Genomic DNA, 18,752 nt, shown 5'->3' on the forward strand with positions numbered 1-18,752 from the left:
CCGACCTCCCAGGTGAAAACGGCTCGCCCGTCCCTGGCCCGGTAGGCGAGGCTAAGCATGTTCGGCCAAGTAGGCGCGGATGGCGGCGACGCGTGTCTCGATCTCGTCGAGCTGCTTGGCCACGCCCGTCAGCTTTGACTCAGGTCTGAGGCCTTCCTTCGCCGCCGCTGTCAGGAAGCTGTTCGCCTTGGCGCATTGATCCAGCAGATAGCCGGCCTTCTTCACGTCCTTTTTGACCTGCCGCTCGGTCTCCAAAACCTCCCCTATCGCTTCGCGGGCCTGCGCGCGTTGGGCGGGATTCTTCAGCGCTTGGATCAGTCCAGCTTGCTGGGCGTCGCTTTCGTCGTCCTGACCTCCGCCGAACAGATCGTCCAGACCGTCATTCGGCGCGGGCGTCTCCAAGTCCAGTTCACTGGCGAGGCGTTCGACGACCTTATCCAGGTTGGCCGCCAGTTCAGGGATGGCGATGTAGAGACGGCCGACCGCGGCGGGATCGTCGATGAGGGCGAAGGCGGCTTCCTTGAAGATTTCCTTGCGCCCCACGCCTGAGAGCTTGGACCGGCTTTGGACGAGACGCTGGAAGGTGTGTTCCTGGCCAGAGACCTCCGACCACCGGTTCGCCTTGTCGCGTGATCGCAGATACTCGTCAGCATAGGCGCGCATATCGAGCAGCTGGGCGAACTCACTATCCTTCATCTTGTAAAGCTTGCAGAGCTCTTCGGCCTTGATGTCGTCGCGTTCCATTTTGGCGATCATCATGTTGGCCTGGGCGTCCCAGCTATAGTCCGCCCGGATGTCCTTCTCGATCTGAAGCTGCGCCTCCAGTCGGTTGATATCCTTCTCCGTCGCATGGGGCAGGACGACGACTTCGATGTGCTCGAAATGGCCGTACTTTTGAGGGTCGTCGTGCAGGAGCTGGCGCCACATGGACAGACGGCGGTTGCCGTTGACGACGAAACCCTCTTCGTCGAGCAGCAGCGGGTTCACCTGCTTGTGGGCCGGATCTTCGAAATAGCCGTCCAGATCGGACAGTCGGGCCAGCTTGAGCAGAAGCTCGTGCTGGACTTCCTGGGCGTCCCACATCTCCGGATCGCCGGTGAAGAGGTCCGGGCGCAGGTCCGCATTGAGAGCGAGATGTTCGACCTGGAGAGACGCCGTCCGTCCGTTGACCAGCCGGTATTTAGGAAGATCAATCGGAATGCGGATGATCGGCAGGTCCTGGTTCAGGCCCTGAAACACCACCCGGTCGGTCGCCAGGCCCTTGGCTTCCAGTCGCGTCTTGAACTCCTCCAGCCGCGCAGGGCGAGGCCAGCCGAACCGCGAGCCCTTCGGCGTATCTGGAAGATCGATATCCGGCATGTTCACTCCAGTGCGACGATCAGGGTCGGGACGTAGAAGGCTTTGCGGAAGATTTCGAGCTCGCGCTCCAGACGCGAGGCCTGGGCGATATTGTCGCCGATAGCCAGTGCAACGGGCTGGGAGGGCAAGACGAAGACGGCGGCCTGGATGGCGTTGTTGAGGTAGAGCGTCTGGAGCTTCATCAGGTCGGCGTACATGCGCGCCATATTGCCGGTCTGAAGGCACAGACCGACGTCTTCGCGCATGGAGGTAATGCTCATGTCCGAGCCGCGGGCGACCGTCACCTCGCTCGACCAGCCCTTCAGGCGCAGGGCAGCGGTAAACTGGTCGCGGATACGCGGAGCGGCGCCGCGTTCTATGCGGATGTCGACAGCTTCAGCGGCCGCAAGAACCTCTTGGAGGATATGAGGCGGAACGCGTTCGGAGCCCGCGCAATGACTGTGCAGCGAGACCTTCATTGCGACGTCCTGAGGGTAATGGAGCGGGAGTTTTGTGTCACGGGCGTCTCAGAATCGTCAGGCGCACGCGCCGGAAGTCGCTCAACACCTAGCCTAAGTTGGCATGCTCCAAAACTGCCAAGGTAGTCAGGATCGACGCTTCAAGGAGTTGGACGGTCACTTCCCGTCGCTACCCGCGTCATCAACGCCTTGTCGTCAGCAGACGCCCACAAGATCATGGTTGCGAGTCCTTTGGCTCGGGGAGGCATCTGATGATCCTGTCGCTCACAAAAAATAGGATGAGGCCGACGACAAGGCCTGTCAGAATCTGATGCTGCATGAACCTGAGGCCAAGCATCCCTAAGATCGCGATCATGACGAAAGCGACTCCAGCGTGGCCGATATTGCGAGCCCACATGATGAGCCAGATCGACTGTTGATAGGGCGTCAGAGCCATCGACGTCTCCAGTGAGCTAGCGTCCGAGGGAAGGGCGGCTGCGAGAACCGGTTGCTATGTCCTTGGCGATCAAGATTGCTTCGCGCGAAAGGCGCAGCCCTGTCGGCGGCTCACTATTGGCAATTCGTTCCGCCAACGCCACGACAGCCAGTTCGAACACTTGGCCAGGGAAAAGGCCGTCGCCAGCAACGACCTTGAGGAACGCGTACTGGTAGCCCGGAACCTCGAATCGCATTCCGTAAATCCGCCCGCGGCCGCGCTCCGACCTTAGATAGCCGGTGGAGGCTTCGTCCGAGAAAACGCACATCAGCGGGCTTGCGAACAGGTCATCGGCGAGGACGCCGGTAAGAAGAACTCGCTCGTCCACGTCCAGGCGACGCGCTTGCGCTTGGAGTTCGGCCAGGCCGGCGGCGGAGACCTGGGCGTTCATGCAACGCTGTTCACGCCGCGGCGGCGGCCATAGGAGGTCTTTGCGTTCCAGGTAGGCGAGCCTGCGACCAGACGCCTCCAGTCGCCTGCGAATAGTCGTCCGGAGATTCGGCTCGCCCATGGCCAAGCGTTCGCGTTCTAGGCGGTCGAGGATGTCGGTATCGACGAGCACCGTCACCGGGACCTCTAGGTCCCGTCCATTCCGAGCGTGTTCGTGCGCGACGACCATGAATGCTACTTAACGTCTGTCGACGCAAAGTCATCAGATTCCGACCATCCCTTCGATGGCGGCGGCTGTAGCGAAACGACTGCGAGACGTTCTCGCCCGGAACGTCCGCGCGCTCCGGCGGGAAAGGGGCATGAGCCAAGAAGCTTTGGCTGACCTCGCCGGGCTTCATCGCACCTACGTGGGGTCGATCGAACGCAGTGAGCGCAATATCTCCCTAGATAGCCTAAATGCGCTCGCAGAGGGTCTCTCAACTGAGGTTTGGCGTCTTCTGAAGTCAGCAGACTAGCGCCCAACTTTTAGGGCGCTCGAGCATTTTACGCCCATCCCGTCGCGCGCGAAGCCGTCCGATTATGTGGCGAAAGACTGCCTATGACTTAGTGAGCTGGGCGGTTGGCTCTGGCCACGCACATAACCGGGGCGGGCACATAAGGTCCATTATGTGGCGGGCCACATAATGCACGATGATCATCGACTTGGCCGACAGTTCGAGCGCCCGGCGGACGACCTCGCGCGGATAGACGGGGGCGTGGTCGACGGTGCCGCGGTTCTGGATTTCGTCGAGGATCAGCTGGTTGCGGTTGTCGAGGTAGAGGACCCGGAACTGTTCGCGCGGCTCGTGCTGGAGCGACAGGCGGACGTAGGCCAGCAGGGCGGTCCATGATGAGATGACCGTGCGCTTGTTGGCCTCTTCCTTGGTGATGCGGCGGGCGACCTCATGCAGGGCGACGAGGTCGAGTGCGGTCTCGGCGCCGATGCCCTTGGAGCGACCACGCGAGTCTTCGGCCTTGACCGTCATCAGGTCCTCGACCGAGGCGGCGAGAACGGCGGCCAAGGATCCGAACCGGGCGAGCAGGGCCTTGGCGATCGGCTTTACGTCGCCCTGCGGCTGGCTGCGGAACAGGAAGAGCTCGAGCAACTCATAGTCGGGCAGATGTTGGATGCCCGCGCCACGCGCCCGCTCGCGCAGCCGTTCGCGATGGCCGGCGTGGTGGGGCGTCTTCGGCTTCTGCGGCGGGGTCTCGAGCATGCGCCCTCCGTGGACGCATGCAGCCTATCCTAGAATTTCGGACGGAACAGCCCGGCGGGGCTGGCGCTGAACAGCTCGCAGCCGTCGTCCGTGACGCCGATGGTGTGTTCGCACTGCGAGGACAGGGACTTGTCGCGGGTGACGGCCGTCCAGCCGTCCGACAGGACCTTCACGTGCGGCTTGCCCAGGTTCACCATCGGCTCGACGGTGAAGAACATGCCCTTCCTGAGCGTCGCGCCCTCGCCGCGGCGGCCGTAGTGCAGGACGTTCGGGCTGTCATGGAACAGGCGGCCGATGCCGTGGCCGCAGAAGTCGCGGACGACCGACATGCGCTGGGCCTCGACCACCTGCTGGATGGCGTAGCCGATGTCGCCGAAGGTGGCGCCGGGCTTCACGACCGCCAGACCGGCTTCCAGCGAGTCATAGGTGACGTCGATCAGCTTGCGGGCGCGGGCGTTGATGGTCCCGACCGCGAACATGCGGCTGGAATCGCCGTGCCAGCCATCGACGATGACGGTGTGGTCGATATTCACGATATCGCCGTCCTTGAGCACCTTGTCGCCGGGAATGCCGTGGCAGACGACGTGGTTGATCGAGGTGCAGACGGTCTTCTCGTAGCCCTTGTAGCCGAGGCAGGCGGGCAGGCCCCCGTTGTCGAGGGTGAACTCGCGGACCAGATCGTCGATACGGCCGGTGGTGACGCCGGGCTGGACGTAGTCGGTGATCATGTCCAGCGCGCGGGCGACCAGATTGCCGGCGGCGCGCATGCCCTCCCACGCCTCCTCGTCCTGATGGACGCGGATCTCGTGGGTGCGGACGAAGTGATCGGTGTCCAGTTCGGGGGTCTCGTACATGCGTCGTCTTTCGGCGCGACCCTTGTCGAAATCAGGGCCGCCAGGGCAGGGCGCGATCCAGACGGATCGCTTTAGGCGTGAGGTGGCAACTGTAGCACAGAACCTCAACCCCGTGGGAGGCGGCCTGCCGGAGGGCCGGGCCATAGGCCTTGTCGATGTCGTCGGCGGTGGTGAAGGCGGTGCAGTCCATGCGCTGGACGATGAACAGCATGACGGCGCGGTCGCCCGCATCAACGACCCGCTCCAGCGCCTTCAGGTGTTTGACGGCGCGCTCGGTCTTGCAGTCCGGGAACTCGGCGAGGCCGGGCATGCGGTTGAAATGGACGTTCTTGATCTCGACCCAGGCGGAGGGACGCTGGAGAGCGTCGGGGTCGCTCTGCAGAAGGATATCGATCCGGCTGTTCTCGTCGTAGCGGACCTCGCGTCGCAGGATCGGGTAGCCGCTCAGTTCGGCGATCCGACCCTCGGCGATGGCGGCCTCGCCGATGCGGTTGGGGTTCATGGTGTTGACCCCGACCAGCCCGGCGTCGGGCAGTTCGATCATCTCCAGCGTCAGGGGCAGCTTGCGCTTGGGATCGGGCGAGCGGGACATCCACACCGGCAGGCCCGGCTCGGTCAGGCCCAGCATGGCGCCGGGGTTGGGGACGTGGATGGTGGTCTCGGTCCCGTCCGCCAGGGTGACGTCGGCGAGGAAGCGCTTGTAGCGGCGGATCAGGGTTCCGCGTTCGAGAGGCGTCTTGAAGCGCATGGCGCAGTCTCTAGCTTGGGAGGATGACCGACGCATCCCCCACCGCCGCCGTCCTGATCATCGGGGACGAGGTCCTGTCCGGACGGACGCAGGACACCAATCTGAACACCATCGCCCGGTTCCTGACGGCGCTGGGGATTGATCTGATGGAGGCGCGGACGGTCGGGGATCGGACGGAGCAGATTGTCGAGAACCTGAACGCGCTGCGTTCGGCCCACGACTATGTCTTCACCACCGGCGGGATCGGGCCGACCCATGACGACATCACCGCTGATGCGGTGGCGAAGGCGTTCGGCGTGGCCTTGCCGGAGCATCCGGACGCGGTGGCGATCCTCGAGAAGCACTACAAGCGGGGCGAGTTCAATGCGGCGCGGCGGCGGATGGCGCGGATTCCGGAGGGCGGGACGCTGATCGCCAATCCGGTGACGGACGCGCCGGGATTCCAGATCGGCAATGTCTTCGTGATGGCGGGCGTGCCCAAGATCATGACCGCCATGCTGGAGGATGTGGCGCCGCGCCTACGGACCGGGGCTGTCGTGCTGTCGCGGACCGTGCGGGTCAGCGGCGTGGGCGAGGGCGCGGTGGCCGATATCCTGACAGCGGCGGCGACGGCCGAGCGTGAGGTCAGTTTCGGCAGCTATCCGTTCGGTCACGGCTCGGTCGGGGAGATGGGGACCAATCTGGTGTTGCGTGGCCGGGACGCGGCGAAGGTTGAGGCGGCGGCGGCCGGGCTGGTCGCCGAGCTGACGGCGGCGGGGATCGCCGCCGTCCTGGAGGTCCCGATCTCAGGCTGAGGTCAGGGCGACGAGGATGTGTTCGGTGATCAGGGTGTCGGAGATCCCGTGCGGATTGCGGACGCCGAAATTGGTGGTGGTGATCACGGCGACGGCCTTCAGTTCGGGGAAGATCATCACCCGGTTGCCGCCGGTTCCGGACAGCATCCACGCCGCGTAGTCCCGATCCCCGACGCGGAATTTCGGCAGCCAGAGCAGGTAGCCGTAGTCGCCACGTTCCGGGCTAACCTGAACCTGCGGTGAGGTCATTGCGCGCACCCAGTCGGCGGACAGCACCTGTCGACCGTCCCAACGACCGCCGTCCAGCAGCACCTGCCCCAGCGCCAACAGATCGCGGCTGCGCAGTCCCAGCCCGCCGCCGCCCATGGCCAGGCCGGTGGGCGACATCTGCCAGCGCTCGCCCTCGATCCCGAGCGGTCCGAACAGGGCCTCATGAGCGAACTCGGGCAGGGGGCGGCCGGTGGATTGTTGCACCACCGCGCCCAGGGTCACGACGCCGGTGGTGCAGTAGCTGAAGGCGCGGCCATAGGGAGAGGCCTCCGGGCGAGGCGTCCACTCCGGAAAGCCCTTGATCGGCAGGTCGAAGGCGAACTTCACCCAGTCCTCGATCAGATACATCCGCTCCTCATTGCCGCGCGAGAAGCTGTTGTCGTCATCGCATTCCAGCAGGGAGCTCATGGTGAGGAGGTCTTCGACGGTGATCCGGTCCTTGCGCGGGTCCGGATTATCGAAGGGTCTGTGCTCACGGATGTACGGCATGACCTCGGCGTCCGCGCTGCCCAGAAGGCCGCGATCCACGGCGGCTCCGACCAGCATGGCGGTGACGGTCTTGGTGACCGAGCGGGTGTTGCGACGCGCCTCGGCGCCTTCGTCGTCGAAATAGGCCTCGTGGATCAGCTGCCCGTTGCGGGCGATCAGGACGCTGGTGATCTTCTGGAAGGTCCCGGCGCGGATCGCCTCATCCATGGCCGTCAGCCGGGTTGCCGAGGTCTGCTGGGCCGCCGGGGGCGAGACCCGCCAAGGGACCTCGGCCCGGGCGGGGGCGGCGAAGGCGAGCAGGGCGGTGGTGGCGAGGATCAGGCGACGCATGGACAACTCCGAACGTAGGGAGGCCTCGGGGTGCCACCGGGGCGCCGGGCAGTCTTGAACAGATGAAACCGGATCACCCGAAAGCCGCGGTCAGACGGCGCGGCGGAAGGCCGTAGAAGGCGCGAACCTCGCGGGTCAGGTGGCTTTGATCCGCATAGCCGGTGGCGGCGGCGAGGTCGGCCAAGGGGACCGCGCCGGTGAGAGCGCTGATGGCCCGGCTGATCCGGGCATGACGGATGGCGGCGGCGGGGGAATGGCCGAAATGCCGACGGTAGCGGCGCGCGAGGCTGACCGGGTGCACGCCGACAAGGGCGGCGATGTCGCGCACCTGCAGACCCGGATTGGCGGAGAGGTCCTCAATGGCCTCGCGGGCGCGGAACAGCCAGGCCGGCGGGGCGTCGCCCGGACGGGCGTCACGGTCGTGGAAGACGGCGGAAGCCATGTCGAGCGCGAGGGATTCGACGGCGATCTCGTCGCCGGCAAGGAAGGCGGCGGTGCGCCCGATGAGCAGCCTCGCGGCCCGTTCGGCGCGGTGGTGGGTCAGGCGGGCGGGGTCGGCGCCGGTCAGTTCCCCCGTTGGCATGAAGCTGACGGACAGGAAGCGTCCGCCGGGGCGCTCAAAGCTGTCGCGATGCTCCACGCCGGGTGGATTCCAGATCAGGGTCCCGGCGCGAAAGGCAACGTCGCGGGGCTTCTCCCGGTCATGCGCCTGGCTGTGGTAGCCGCTGTCGAGCGTCAGGACGAAGTGGGCGTCGTCATGGACGTGCTCGTGCACCCCTTCGGGCGGCAGGGCGGCGCGCCACAGGCCGATCTTGAAACCTCCGGTCTCGACCGAGAGGGAGCGGGAGCCGATGAAGTCGCCGGACGGAAGGCGCGTCCCGCGCGGCGACGATGTCATGCGCCGGCGCGACCGGTGAAGGCGTCGACCACCGCCTGATAGGCAGGATTGCCCCGGCCCTCGCGGTCCAGAAGCACCGGGCTGTCGTCGGGGCGGTTGCGGCCTTCCTCGCGGGTCAACCAACTGTCCTGATCGCGCAGGCCCCAGGTGGTGAAGGCGTAGCGCTGGCGTTCCGGCAGGGCGTGGAAGGCCTCGGCCAGTTCGCCGACGCGGGCGACCTGCTGGGCGCGCTTTTCCTTGAGGGAACGCAGGTCCGGCATGCGGCGGCCGTCGCGGAACAGGGAGAAGTCCAGCTCGGACACATGGATCGGCAGGCCCAGCGAGGCGGCGTCGCGGAAGAAGGTCCGGATGTTGCCGTCGGGGATCTCGATGCTGAGGTGCGATTGGGTCCCGATGCCTTCGATGGGGGCGCCGAGTTTCAGCAGACGCTCGACCAGCTTAAGGAAGGTCGCGCCCTTCTGGGGGATGTTCTCGAGGTTGTATTCGTTGAGGAACAGGACGGCGTCCGGATCAGCCTCCTTGGCGATCTGGAAGGCGCGGACCATGTAGCCGTCCATCCCGAGCGCTCGGCTCCAGTGGCATTCCCGCAGGCCGGTTCCGTCTTCGGAGACGGGCTCGTTGACCACGTCCCAGCCCGCCATCTGGCCGCGATAACGACCGGCGAAGGCGCGGATGTAGCGCTCGAACTCAGTGGCGAAGCGGGCGCGTGGGACGACGGCGTCGTTGAAGACTTCGCCGCCCTGCGAATACCAGATCAGGGTGTGGCCGTGAACGCGCAGGCCGTTCTCGCGGGCGAAGCCGACGACGCGATCCGAGGCGCTGAAGTCGTAGGTGAAGCCGGGCCCGAGGGTCCGCTCCATCTTCTGCTCCCATTCGGGAGTCATCTGGGTGCAGTGACGCCGGACCTGTTCGATCCAGTCCTGCTGATCCAGCTGCCACGTCATGCCGATCGTGCCGAAAGGCGCGGGAACGATGTCCTTGAGCGGGGCGGCCAGAGGGCCGGGCGAGGGCTGGGCCGTGGCGAAGCGGTCGCAAGCGGTCAGAGCGACCGCCGAGCCGAGCGTGGAGCCCAGCACCGTCCGGCGGGACAGCTTATCCGGCACGCCGGCGCAGGCCCATTTCGTCGAAGGCGGCGGTCTCGCGCTTGCCCGCGGCGATCATGGCGTTCAGGCGGGTGGTCTCGGCCACGTGCTCGAACTTCTTCAGTTCTTCGAAGGCGCCGGTGAGAGCGTCGCGGGCGCCGACTTCCTCGGCGTCGATCTCGGCGACATCGGTCTCGGCGGCGGCTTTACGGAGCTTCCAGCCGTTCAGATAGGCCTGCAGCATCATGCCCGCCTCGGCGTCCTGACGGGCGCGCTCCTGCTCGACCTCGGCCTCGGCGTCGAGGACGGCGAGGCGCATTTCCGCGGAGGCGCGGCGGGCGGTGATCTCGGCGAGGCGCTTCTGGAGGGTCTCGACCTCGTAATTCGAGATCCGGATCAGCGATTGGGCCCAGGCGGTCATTGGTTCACTCCGGTCACTGGCTGATCATGCCTTGGTTCAGAATTGCCTCGAGCCTGGTAAAGGAATCGGAAAGGGACGTGTGATCGTCCTTGTCCTGTCCCAGGAAGGCTTCGAGGGCGGGGTTCAGCGCGATGGCGCGGTCCACGATGGGGTCGGCGCCCGAGCGGTAGGCGCCGATCTTGATCAGCTCCTCCATGTTCGCATAGGCCGACAGCGACTGGCGGGCGCGCTTGTTCAGCTCGCGCTCCGGCGGGGTCTGGCAACCCGGCATGGTCCGGCTGACGGACTTGAGCACATCGATGGCCGGGAAGCGGCCGCGCTCGGCGATCTTGCGGTCCATGACGATGTGGCCGTCCAGAATACCGCGCACGGCGTCGGCGATGGGCTCGTCATGGTCGCCGCCGTCCACCAGCACGGTGAACAGGGCGGTGATCGGACCGGCGGTGGTGCCATCGGGACGGACTGGGCCGGGACCTGCCCGCTCCAGCAGCTTGGGCAGTTCGGTGAAGACGGTGGGCGTATAGCCCTTGGTGGTCGGCGGTTCGCCCGCGGCCAGGCCGATCTCGCGCTGCGCCATGGCGAAGCGGGTGACCGAGTCCATCAGGCAGAGAACCTCAAGGTCCTGATCCCGGAAATACTCCGAGATGGCCATGGTCATGTAGGCGGACTGGCGACGCTTGAGCGCGGGCTCGTCGGAAGTGGCGACTACGACGACGGCGCGACGGAGACCTTCCTCGCCCAGGGTCTCCTCGACGAACTCGCGAACTTCCCGGCCCCTTTCGCCGATCAGGCCGACGACGACGACGTCACAGGTGGCTTCCTTGGCCAACATGGACAGCAGCACTGACTTGCCGACGCCGGAACCGGCGAAGATGCCGAGGCGCTGACCCCGGCAGGTGGTGGTGAAGACGTCCATCGAGCGGACGCCGAGGTCGAGACGCTCGCCGACGCGGCCGCGCGAGTGGGCCGGGGGCGGCGGGGCGCGCAGGGGGTAGGCGGCAGGCCCCTGTTGCAGCGGGCCCTTGCCGTCGATGGGATTGCCGAAGGCGTCAATGATCCGGCCGAGCCAGGCGGTGGTCGGGCGGACGCTGGCGGCGGTGTCGATGATGCGGATGTCGGCGCCCGGGGCCACGCCCTCCACCGGGCCGAAGGGCATCAGCAGGGCCTTGGCGTCGCGGAAGCCGACGACCTCGGCAGGCAGGGGATTGAGGCCGCGTCCGCGCTCGATTTCGGCGCGGGCGCCGACGGCGAGGCGGCTTAGTCCGCCGCGGGACTCGATCAGCAGTCCGCTGACGCCCGCGACCTTGCCGGTCACGACCAGCGGGTCGATCGCTTCGACGGCGGCGGCGAGATTGCGCAAACGGAGCCCCTGAACAGGTCTCCACGGATGCGGGAACGTGGTTAATCGAAGGTGAAGATCGGCCTAGAGCCTGATCGGTTGAGGTGGAATCGCTGTGCGATTCCACCGATGCCGTGAATCAGGCTCCAGAATTATGCTGGAGCGAAATCTGAGGCGATCTGGACTGCGTCCAATTCGACCGATTTCGCTCTAGTTGGCTGTGGGAACCGGCGCGTCGGCGGGCTGGTCGTTGGTGTCGCGGCCCGTGGTCAGGATAGCGCCGACCGAGGCGACGACGATGCAGGCGATGGCGAGCCATTGCAGGCTGCTGAGCTGTTCATGGAGCAGGATCAGGCCCGCCACGGCGCCGATGGCCGGTTCGCCGGACAGGAGGACACCGAAGGTGCGCTTGGGAATATGTCGCAGGGCGATCATTTCCAGCGAATAGGGCAGGGCGCTGGAGGCGATGGCGACACAGACCCCGACCAGAAGCACGGACGGCAGCAGCAGGTTCACGCCCGCCGTAGCGACGCCAAACGGCAGGATGACCAGGGCGGCGGTGCTCATGCCCAGGGCGACGGACTGGCCCGCGTGCATGTGGGACAGGCGTTTGCCGAAGATGATGTAGAGCGCCCAGAACAGGCCTGCGGCGGCGGCGAAGGCCACGCCCATCGGATCGAGCGCATGGGCGCCGCTCCAGATCGGCAGCAGCATGCCGAGGCCGAGAACGGCGCAGGCGATCCAGACGAAATGGATCAGCCGCCGGGCATGGAGCAGGGCGAGGACCAGAGGGCCGGAGAACTCGATGGCGATGGCCAGTCCAAGCGGGATGGTCCGCAGCGACATGTAAAAGCTGAGGTTCATCAGGCCGAGGACAAGGCCATACAGCAGGACGCGCCCGGCGTCGGAGCGCGTCAGCCGGAACCGCCACGGCCGCCAGAACGCGATGAGGATGAGGGCGGACAGGCCGACGCGGAGCGCCGAGGTGCCTTCGGCGCCGACGACCGGGAAGAGTTGTTTGGCGAAGGATGTGCCGACCGCCAGGGACACCATGCCCGCGAGGAGGGCTGCATAGGGCAAGGCTGCCGCGACTGCGGGGGTAGACAGGGAGCGGCGGGCCATGGCGATCGACATGCCTGATGGTAGCCGGGATCGGGTTGCGCTTCTCGGCGATTTCAGGCTCGAGTGTGCCTGAAATCATCACGAAAGCCTATCTTATGGCGGAATTCGTCAGCCTCGATCCGTTCGACCATAAACTGCTCGAGCGGGTCCGACGCAACAATCTTGAGCCCGCGCGAGTGACAGCGGAGGCGGTCGGCCTGTCGGAATCAGCGGTGCTGAGGCGTTTGCGCGGCCTGCGGGCCGAGCGGGTGATCGTGTCGGATGTGGCGATGATCGATCCGGCGCGGGTCGAGCCTCGAATCGTTCTGCATGTGATGGTCGAGATGAACACCCAGGAGCGCGGGATGATGAACGCCTTCCAGACCTCCATGCGCGCCAGTCCGGAGGTGCAGGGGTGCTGGGATGTGACCGGGCCGACCGACTATCTGCTGACCGTCTCGGTGCGTTCGATGGCGGAGTATGAGGCGTTCGGCATTCGCGAATTGACGCCGGAGAAGGGCGTTCGCGCCTATCAGAGCATGATCGTGATCCGCGAGGTCGTTGGCTTTGAACCGGGGCGGGCGGTGCTGTCGCGGCAGGGCTGAAACCGGGCGAGGTGGTTAAGCGGACCTGAAGGACGGACTACGCATTTGTCCGCGAGCCATGGACAACCAATCGTAAAGTTCCGTGGCGGAACTATGCACTCATAAGTGGCGACGTGACAAGGCTCGCCCTATGGGAGACTAGAATGTTCACTGCGCACCGGCGTCAGAACAGTGAGCTTAAGGAGCGTGTCGAGGGGTTGGAGGGGCGAATGGCTGCCATTGGCCGTTCGCAGGCGGTCATCGAGTTCAATCTCGACGGGACCATCATCACCGCGAACGAGAATTTCCTGCTGACGATGGGATACGCCATCGAGGAGATCCGGGGCGCACACCACCGAAACTTCATGGAGCCCACGGAAGCGGCGTCTGCGGATTACGCGGCCTTCTGGCGATCCCTGAACGAAGGGCAGTTCGCGGCGGGCAAGTTCCGGCGACTGGCCAAAGGCGGGCGCGAGGTCTGGCTGCAGGCTTCCTACAATCCGATCCTCGGGGCGGACGGTCGGGCGATCCGGGTGATCAAGCTGGCCGTCGACATCACGAAGGAAGAGCAGGAGAACCGCCGCAACGAAGCCGCGCGCGTCGAGGCGGAACAAGCGCAGACTATGCTGGTCGATGCGCTGGCGTCCAGCCTGTCGAAGCTGTCGGACGGCGACCTGACCACCTCGGTCGAGGGCGAGATGAGCGGGGCGCACCAGCGCATCTGCCAGGACTATAACTCGGCGGTCAGCAGCCTGAGGGCGGCCCTGACGCAGGTGACGGAGGCCGTGGGCGGCTTGCGCGGCGGATCGGACGAAATCTCGTCCGCCTCGGATGACCTGTCGCGGCGCACCGAACAGCAGGCGGCGTCGCTGGAAGAGACCGCGGCGGCGCTGGACGAAATCACCGCGACCGTGAAACGCAGCGCCGAGGGTGCGCGCAAGGCCTCGACCGCCGCCGCCGGCGCGCGTTCCGAAGCCGAGCGCTCGGGCGAGGTGGTGCGCGACGCCATCGCGGCCATGGGCGAAATCCAGAAGAGCTCGGTCCAGATCGGCGAGATCATCGGGGTGATCGACGAGATCGCTTTCCAGACCAATCTGCTGGCCCTGAATGCGGGCGTGGAGGCGGCGCGGGCCGGAGACTCCGGACGCGGCTTCGCGGTCGTGGCCTCGGAAGTGCGCTCGCTGGCCCAACGGTCGGCGGAGGCGGCCAAGGAGATCAAGACGCTGATCTCGACGTCGACCAGCCAGGTCGCGGCCGGGGTGAAGCTGGTCGATGAAGCCGGATCGGCCCTCTCGGCCATCGGCGTGCGGGTGGCGGAGATGGACGCGCTGGTGTCCGAGATCTCGGCCTCGGCGCAGGAGCAGGCGACCGGGCTGCAGCAGGTCAACACCGCCGTGAACCAGATGGATCAGGTGACCCAGCAGAACGCGGCCATGGTCGAGGAGACAACGGCGGCGGCGGCGAACCTGAAGACCGAAGCGGCGCAGTTGGCCTCGCTGGTCGAACGGTTCGAGACCGGGTCCGGCAGGCCGCAGGTCCACACGCTCAAACCCCGGCCGGGCGCGCCGGTGTCGCTGGTGCGGGATCGGGCCAAGATCGTCGCCTTCGCGGGCGGCGGGGCGGCAAGCAGCGGCGGCATGGCGCGGGAGGACGGCTGGGAGGAGTTCTGATCCTCAGCCGTCGATCAGCTCGCCTACCTTGTTGATCAGGTCGGTCATGACGAAGGGCTTGGTCAGGACCGCCATGCCGACATCCAGCAGACCGTTGCCGACGGCGGCGTTCTCGGCATAGCCGGTGATGAACAGCACCTTGAGGTCCGGGCGCTTGACCCGGGCTGCATCCGCCACCTGGCGTCCGTTCAGACCGCCGGGCAGGCCGACGTCGGTGACGAGCAGATCGATGCACACGTCGCTGTTGAGAATCTGCAGGCCCGAGGGACCGTCGACGGCCTCGATCACCGCATAGCCGGCATCGCCCAGCACCTCGGCCGCCAGCATGCGCACGGTCGGCTCATCGTCGATCAGCAGGACGGTCTCGCCGTGGCCCGGATGACCGGCGATGACGGGATCCAGCGGATCAACCGCGTCGAGGTCGCCGGTGTAGCGCGGCAGGTAGAGGCACATGGTCGTGCCCTTGTCGGGCTCTGAATAGACGCGGACCTGGCCGCCCGACTGGCGCACGAAGCCGTGGATCATCGACAGGCCGAGGCCCGTGCCTTGACCGATGGGCTTGGTGGTGAAGAAGGGATCGAAGATCTTGTCGACGATGTCGGCGGGGATGCCCGAACCGGTATCGGTGACGCACAGCGAGATATACTGGCCGGGGACCAGTTCCCGTTCCTTGGCCCCGCGATCATCCAGCCATTTGTTGGCCGTTTCGATGGTCAGGCGACCGGGGGTGGGGGCCATGGCGTCCCGCGCATTGATGCACAGGTTCAGTAGGGCGTTCTCGAGCTGTGAGGGATCGACCCGGGTGGTCCACAGACCGGCGGCCCCGACGACCTCGACCTCGACATCCGGTCCCATGGTGCGGCGGATCAGGTCTTCCATGCCGTTGATCAGACGGTTCACGGCGACCGGCTTGGGATCGAGCGTCTGGCGGCGGGAGAAGGCCAGCAGGCGCTGGGTCAGGGCGGCGGCGCGCTGGGCGGCGCCTTGGGCGGCGTCGATATAGCGTTCCACCCCCGCGAGACGGCCCTCATGCAGGCGGCGCTGGAGCAGTTCGAGGCTCCCGGAAATACCCGCCAGCAGGTTGTTGAAGTCGTGGGCGATGCCGCCGGTCAGTTGGCCGACGGCTTCCATCTTCTGGGACTGGCGCAGGGCCTCGTGGGCGGTCCTGAGTTCTTCCGTCCGCTCCTCGACGCGCTCTTCAAGGGTGGCGTTCAGGGTCTGAAGGGCTTCTTCCGCCCGCTTGCGCGCGGTCAGGTCCTTGAACAGAACCGCGACCTGCTTGCGCTCGGGGGGCTCGACGCGGAAGGCGGAGAGCTCGAGCCAGCGCCCGGTCTCTTCCAGTTCTTTCTCAAAGCGGATCGGTCGGCCGCCGGTAAGGACGCCGCGGTACAATCTGACCCATTCATCCGCCTCGCCACCGACCATTTCACGCACCTTCTGGCCCACCACGTCCGGAATCCCGGCGTTGGCGGCGTAGGCGGCGTTCGCTTCCACGTGGACGTAGTCGCTCAAGGGGCCGTGAGGACCATCGAAAAATTCGATGATGCAGAACCCCTCGTCCATGGTGTCGAACAGGGTCCGGTAGCGGGCCTCGCTGTCACGCAATTCGGCTTCGGCGCGAACCCGCTCAATGTGCGCCCAAGAGCGCTCAGTGACCTCGCGGATTGTTTCAAGTTCTTCGGACGTCCAGACCCTTGGAGCCTTGTCGTGGATGGCCATCAGGGCGGTAAGTCGCCCATCCTTGACCAACGGCATGCAGATGGTGGCGGAGATGCCGATGCTCTGGAAGGTCGCAGCCTCTTCAGGGGCGAGTTCGGCCTCATTGTCATTGACGACCAACGGACGACCGGCGCTCAGTTCCTGCACAGCCAACTTGCCGAAGTCGGCGAGGCTATAGTGGCCCACGATGCTGGAGGAGCCTTCCGCCGCCCAGTCGCCGCGGATCGTGAAACCGTCCTGATCCGGGTCCATGTCAGCATATGCGCAGACGGACACGCCGAGATGCTGACCGACCAAGCGCGTGGTGACAGCCAGCATCTCGTCCGCATCCCACAGTCGTTGGGTCTCGCCGGCGAGGGTGTTCAGAAAATCGAGACGAACGGCGTTGCGTTGAAGCGCCACCTGATCCCTGTGCTGGGCTGAAATGTCCTGCACCATGGCGTAGTAGCCGTCGATACGACCGTCTGCATCGTAGCGCGGGACGAACTCGGATCGGACGTGTCGTTCGCCAACGCGAGCATAGATGACGGTTTGCTCGCTGATGAAGGTTTCACCGGCCAAGGCGCGATGAACAATCGGCCCCATGACCTCCCACGCCGGGGCGCCGACGATTTCAGGGACGAGGCGGCCCTTGAGTTCGCCTGGAACCAGACCGAACCAGTCCTCGTAGGCTTTGTTGGCGAAGACGTAGCGGAGGTCGGTATCTACGAAGCTAACAAGTAGCGGCAGGCTGTCCGCAAGCCGCTGCAGTTCAGCTGCATTGTCGCTGGATGCCTGTTCTGCGTGCCGTCGGGCGATCGCCGCCCGGGTACGTTCGGCAAAGCTGCGGACGAAAGCGATCTCGTCGGCGGTCCAGCTTCGGGGTTCAGAGGAATGGACCAAAATCTGACTGACAACCTGTCCGTTCTCGGCAACCGGCACGTCCAGCAAGGCGCGGATGCCATACGCCAGCAAGGCTTCCGGCGCTTCCCGCGTGCGGGGATCACTTTCCACATCCACGATGACCGCCGGCTCGCCCGCCAGGATGTCAGAGATATAGCTGCCGTAAGTCCGGAAATTGTGGACGCCCGCGACGCTGGGGCCGTCGCCCCGCACCCAGTCGCGTTCAACGACTATGGTCTCGCTGTCGGCGTCGATGACGCCGTACCCGACGCGGGACGCCTGCAGGGCGTGGCCAAGGATACGGGCGGCCGTGTAGCCGATTTCGGCGGCATCGCTGACGGAGGCGATAGCGTCGTCGAGATCGATCAGGGCCGCTTGCTGAGTCTCGAACCGCTTCCGATCCGTGATGTTGTTAAACAGGATGGCGACGCGGTGGGCGGTTGGATCGCCGATGCGCAGAGCCTCGACATCGTACCAGCGACCGAAGATGTCGGCGGGGTTCTCGAAACGGACCGGCTCGCCCGTCAGGGCCACGCGACCGTAGAGGTCGAACCAGTGCTGCTCGAGTCCTGGAGCAATTTCGGAAACCCACTTGCCGTTAGCGTCGACAAGGCCGGTCATCTCCTCAAACGCCGGATTGCCCTCGACGATCATGTAATCAACGGGACGCATCGCCTCGTCGAACTTCATCTGGATAATGCAGAAGCCAGAGGTGATGGCGCCGAACAGGGCGCTGTATCGGGTCTCGGTCTCGGCCAAAGCCGCTGTTTCGGCGCGGCGATCAGTAATGTCGAATGTCACACCCGGAAAGCGCGTCGGCTTGCCGTCGTCATCGGTGATGATCCGGCCTTCGGCGGCGACCCAGCGGATTTCTCCATCGGGCTGGACCAGCCGGTATTCGGAACGGAAGGGCTCGCGGGTCGCAATAGCGCGGGCGATCTCTTCACTGACGCGGCCGGCGTCATCGGGGTGCATGGCGGTAAAGAACTCGGCGATCGGCGCGCCTTCAAGCGCCGTGACCGGATCGACGCCGTAGATCTGAGCGAAGCGGGCGTCGGCGATGACGCGGTCAGCGGCGAGGTCCCACTCCCAAGTGCCTACTCCCCGACCTGCGGACAGGGCGAGTTCCAACCGCTGATTGGTCTCGGTGCGTCTACGTTCGGCCTCCATGCGCTCGGTGGTCTCGGTGACAAAAACCATCAGCCCAGCAGGATGACCGGTCTCGTCGGGGACCGGAGCATAGTCGAGGTCCATCCATCCTGACGCGGGCGCTCCATTCCGGTCGAGCACCAACTCTTGGTCCTTCAGCGACCAGCTTTCACCGGCGAGGCCGCGACGGATGTTCTCATCGTTGAAGTCGGCGATTTCGGGCCAGCCTTCGCGCGCGCCCATGCCGAGAAGCTCGGGGTGGCGGCGGCCAGCGAAGCGGGCGTAGCCGTCGTTGTAGATCAGAACGCCTTCCTGGCCCCACATGATGACCATGGGGTTGGGCGCGGCGACCAGCATGCCGACAGCGGTGCGCAGGCTCTGGGGCCAGGCCGTGAGCGGACCGAGAGGCGTGCGCGACCAGTCGAACGCACGGATGCGCTCGGCCATCTCGCCCCCGCGGTTCAGGAAGGCGATATCGGCGGTG

General features: G+C 65.7%; 18 protein-coding genes. 4 read left to right on the forward strand and 14 right to left on the reverse strand.

Annotated features, from left to right (window positions below):
- Positions 1 to 51: 51 nt before the first annotated feature.
- From ACTIEF_RS10390 to ACTIEF_RS10405, 4 genes are all read right to left on the reverse strand, one after another.
- The gene (locus ACTIEF_RS10390; RefSeq protein ID WP_439472063.1) at positions 52 to 1,359 is read right to left on the reverse strand and encodes a hypothetical protein; all 1,308 of its coding nucleotides are present in this window, start codon (positions 1,357 to 1,359) and stop codon (positions 52 to 54) included.
- Between the two features lie 2 nt (positions 1,360 to 1,361).
- Entirely contained in the window at positions 1,362 to 1,817 is a 456-nt protein-coding gene (locus tag ACTIEF_RS10395) for a BglII/BstYI family type II restriction endonuclease (protein WP_439472064.1), read from the reverse strand.
- A gap of 214 nt (positions 1,818 to 2,031) precedes the next feature.
- Positions 2,032 to 2,253 (reverse strand): hypothetical protein, encoded by a 222-nt coding sequence (locus ACTIEF_RS10400; RefSeq protein WP_439472065.1) that lies wholly within the window; start codon positions 2,251 to 2,253, stop codon positions 2,032 to 2,034.
- Between the two features lie 16 nt (positions 2,254 to 2,269).
- Positions 2,270 to 2,860, reverse strand: coding sequence for a hypothetical protein (locus tag ACTIEF_RS10405; protein WP_439472066.1), 591 nt, complete (start codon positions 2,858 to 2,860; stop codon positions 2,270 to 2,272).
- Positions 2,861 to 3,041: 181 nt separating this feature from the next.
- Here ACTIEF_RS10405 and ACTIEF_RS10410 point away from each other — a divergent pair, with 181 nt between their 5' ends.
- Complete coding sequence (locus ACTIEF_RS10410) at positions 3,042 to 3,197, forward strand: helix-turn-helix domain-containing protein (RefSeq protein WP_439472067.1); 156 nt, start codon at positions 3,042 to 3,044, stop codon at positions 3,195 to 3,197.
- Between the two features lie 81 nt (positions 3,198 to 3,278).
- On the opposite strand, the gene ACTIEF_RS10415 is transcribed toward ACTIEF_RS10410, so the two are convergent.
- The 3 genes from ACTIEF_RS10415 to sfsA are packed head-to-tail and all read right to left on the reverse strand — an operon-like array spanning position 3,279 to position 5,540.
- The gene (locus tag ACTIEF_RS10415) at positions 3,279 to 3,938 is read right to left on the reverse strand and encodes a JAB domain-containing protein (protein WP_439472068.1); all 660 of its coding nucleotides are present in this window, start codon (positions 3,936 to 3,938) and stop codon (positions 3,279 to 3,281) included.
- 29 nt (positions 3,939 to 3,967) lie between these two features.
- On the reverse strand, positions 3,968 to 4,792 hold the full coding sequence (gene map / locus ACTIEF_RS10420; RefSeq protein WP_439472069.1) for a type I methionyl aminopeptidase: 825 nt from the start codon (positions 4,790 to 4,792) through the stop codon (positions 3,968 to 3,970).
- A 31-nt stretch (positions 4,793 to 4,823) separates the two neighbouring features.
- Complete coding sequence (gene sfsA, locus ACTIEF_RS10425) at positions 4,824 to 5,540, reverse strand: DNA/RNA nuclease SfsA (RefSeq protein ID WP_439472070.1); 717 nt, start codon at positions 5,538 to 5,540, stop codon at positions 4,824 to 4,826.
- 23 nt (positions 5,541 to 5,563) lie between these two features.
- On the opposite strand from sfsA, the gene ACTIEF_RS10430 reads away from it, so the two are divergent.
- Positions 5,564 to 6,334, forward strand: coding sequence for a competence/damage-inducible protein A (locus ACTIEF_RS10430; RefSeq protein ID WP_439472071.1), 771 nt, complete (start codon positions 5,564 to 5,566; stop codon positions 6,332 to 6,334).
- Here the strand turns inward: ACTIEF_RS10430 and ACTIEF_RS10435 are convergent.
- The 6 genes from ACTIEF_RS10435 to ACTIEF_RS10460 form a co-directional block, all read right to left on the reverse strand.
- Complete coding sequence (locus tag ACTIEF_RS10435) at positions 6,326 to 7,423, reverse strand: serine hydrolase domain-containing protein (protein WP_439472072.1); 1,098 nt, start codon at positions 7,421 to 7,423, stop codon at positions 6,326 to 6,328. The two genes, ACTIEF_RS10430 and ACTIEF_RS10435, sit on opposite strands and share 9 nt — an antisense overlap.
- A gap of 73 nt (positions 7,424 to 7,496) precedes the next feature.
- Complete coding sequence (locus tag ACTIEF_RS10440; protein WP_439472073.1) at positions 7,497 to 8,321, reverse strand: helix-turn-helix domain-containing protein; 825 nt, start codon at positions 8,319 to 8,321, stop codon at positions 7,497 to 7,499.
- Positions 8,318 to 9,424, reverse strand: coding sequence for an endo-1,4-beta-xylanase (locus ACTIEF_RS10445; RefSeq protein ID WP_439472074.1), 1,107 nt, complete (start codon positions 9,422 to 9,424; stop codon positions 8,318 to 8,320). Before ACTIEF_RS10445 ends, ACTIEF_RS10440 begins: the two co-directional genes overlap by 4 nt.
- Positions 9,414 to 9,824 carry a flagellar export protein FliJ gene (locus tag ACTIEF_RS10450; protein ID WP_439472075.1) on the reverse strand — a complete coding sequence of 137 codons (411 nt, stop codon included), beginning with the start codon at positions 9,822 to 9,824 and terminating at the stop codon, positions 9,414 to 9,416. The genes ACTIEF_RS10445 and ACTIEF_RS10450 overlap by 11 nt, the downstream gene beginning before the upstream one ends.
- Before the next feature lie 13 nt (positions 9,825 to 9,837).
- Entirely contained in the window at positions 9,838 to 11,184 is a 1,347-nt protein-coding gene (gene fliI / locus ACTIEF_RS10455) for a flagellar protein export ATPase FliI (protein ID WP_439472076.1), read from the reverse strand.
- 189 nt (positions 11,185 to 11,373) lie between these two features.
- Positions 11,374 to 12,297: an EamA family transporter gene (locus ACTIEF_RS10460; RefSeq protein ID WP_439472077.1), complete on the reverse strand. Its 924-nt coding sequence runs from the start codon at positions 12,295 to 12,297 to the stop codon at positions 11,374 to 11,376.
- Positions 12,298 to 12,380: 83 nt separating this feature from the next.
- Here ACTIEF_RS10460 and ACTIEF_RS10465 point away from each other — a divergent pair, with 83 nt between their 5' ends.
- Both ACTIEF_RS10465 and ACTIEF_RS10470 read left to right on the forward strand, forming a co-directional pair.
- Positions 12,381 to 12,869: an Lrp/AsnC family transcriptional regulator gene (locus tag ACTIEF_RS10465; protein ID WP_439472078.1), complete on the forward strand. Its 489-nt coding sequence runs from the start codon at positions 12,381 to 12,383 to the stop codon at positions 12,867 to 12,869.
- A gap of 209 nt (positions 12,870 to 13,078) precedes the next feature.
- Positions 13,079 to 14,518, forward strand: coding sequence for a methyl-accepting chemotaxis protein (locus ACTIEF_RS10470; RefSeq protein WP_439472079.1), 1,440 nt, complete (start codon positions 13,079 to 13,081; stop codon positions 14,516 to 14,518).
- Between the two features lie 3 nt (positions 14,519 to 14,521).
- Here the strand turns inward: ACTIEF_RS10470 and ACTIEF_RS10475 are convergent, their stop codons facing one another.
- Positions 14,522 to 18,715, reverse strand: coding sequence for a PAS domain-containing protein (locus ACTIEF_RS10475; protein WP_439472080.1), 4,194 nt, complete (start codon positions 18,713 to 18,715; stop codon positions 14,522 to 14,524).
- Between the last annotated feature and the right edge of the window lie 37 nt (positions 18,716 to 18,752).

The organism is Brevundimonas sp. (genome assembly GCF_051858995.1).
Lineage (GTDB): Bacteria > Pseudomonadota > Alphaproteobacteria > Caulobacterales > Caulobacteraceae > Brevundimonas.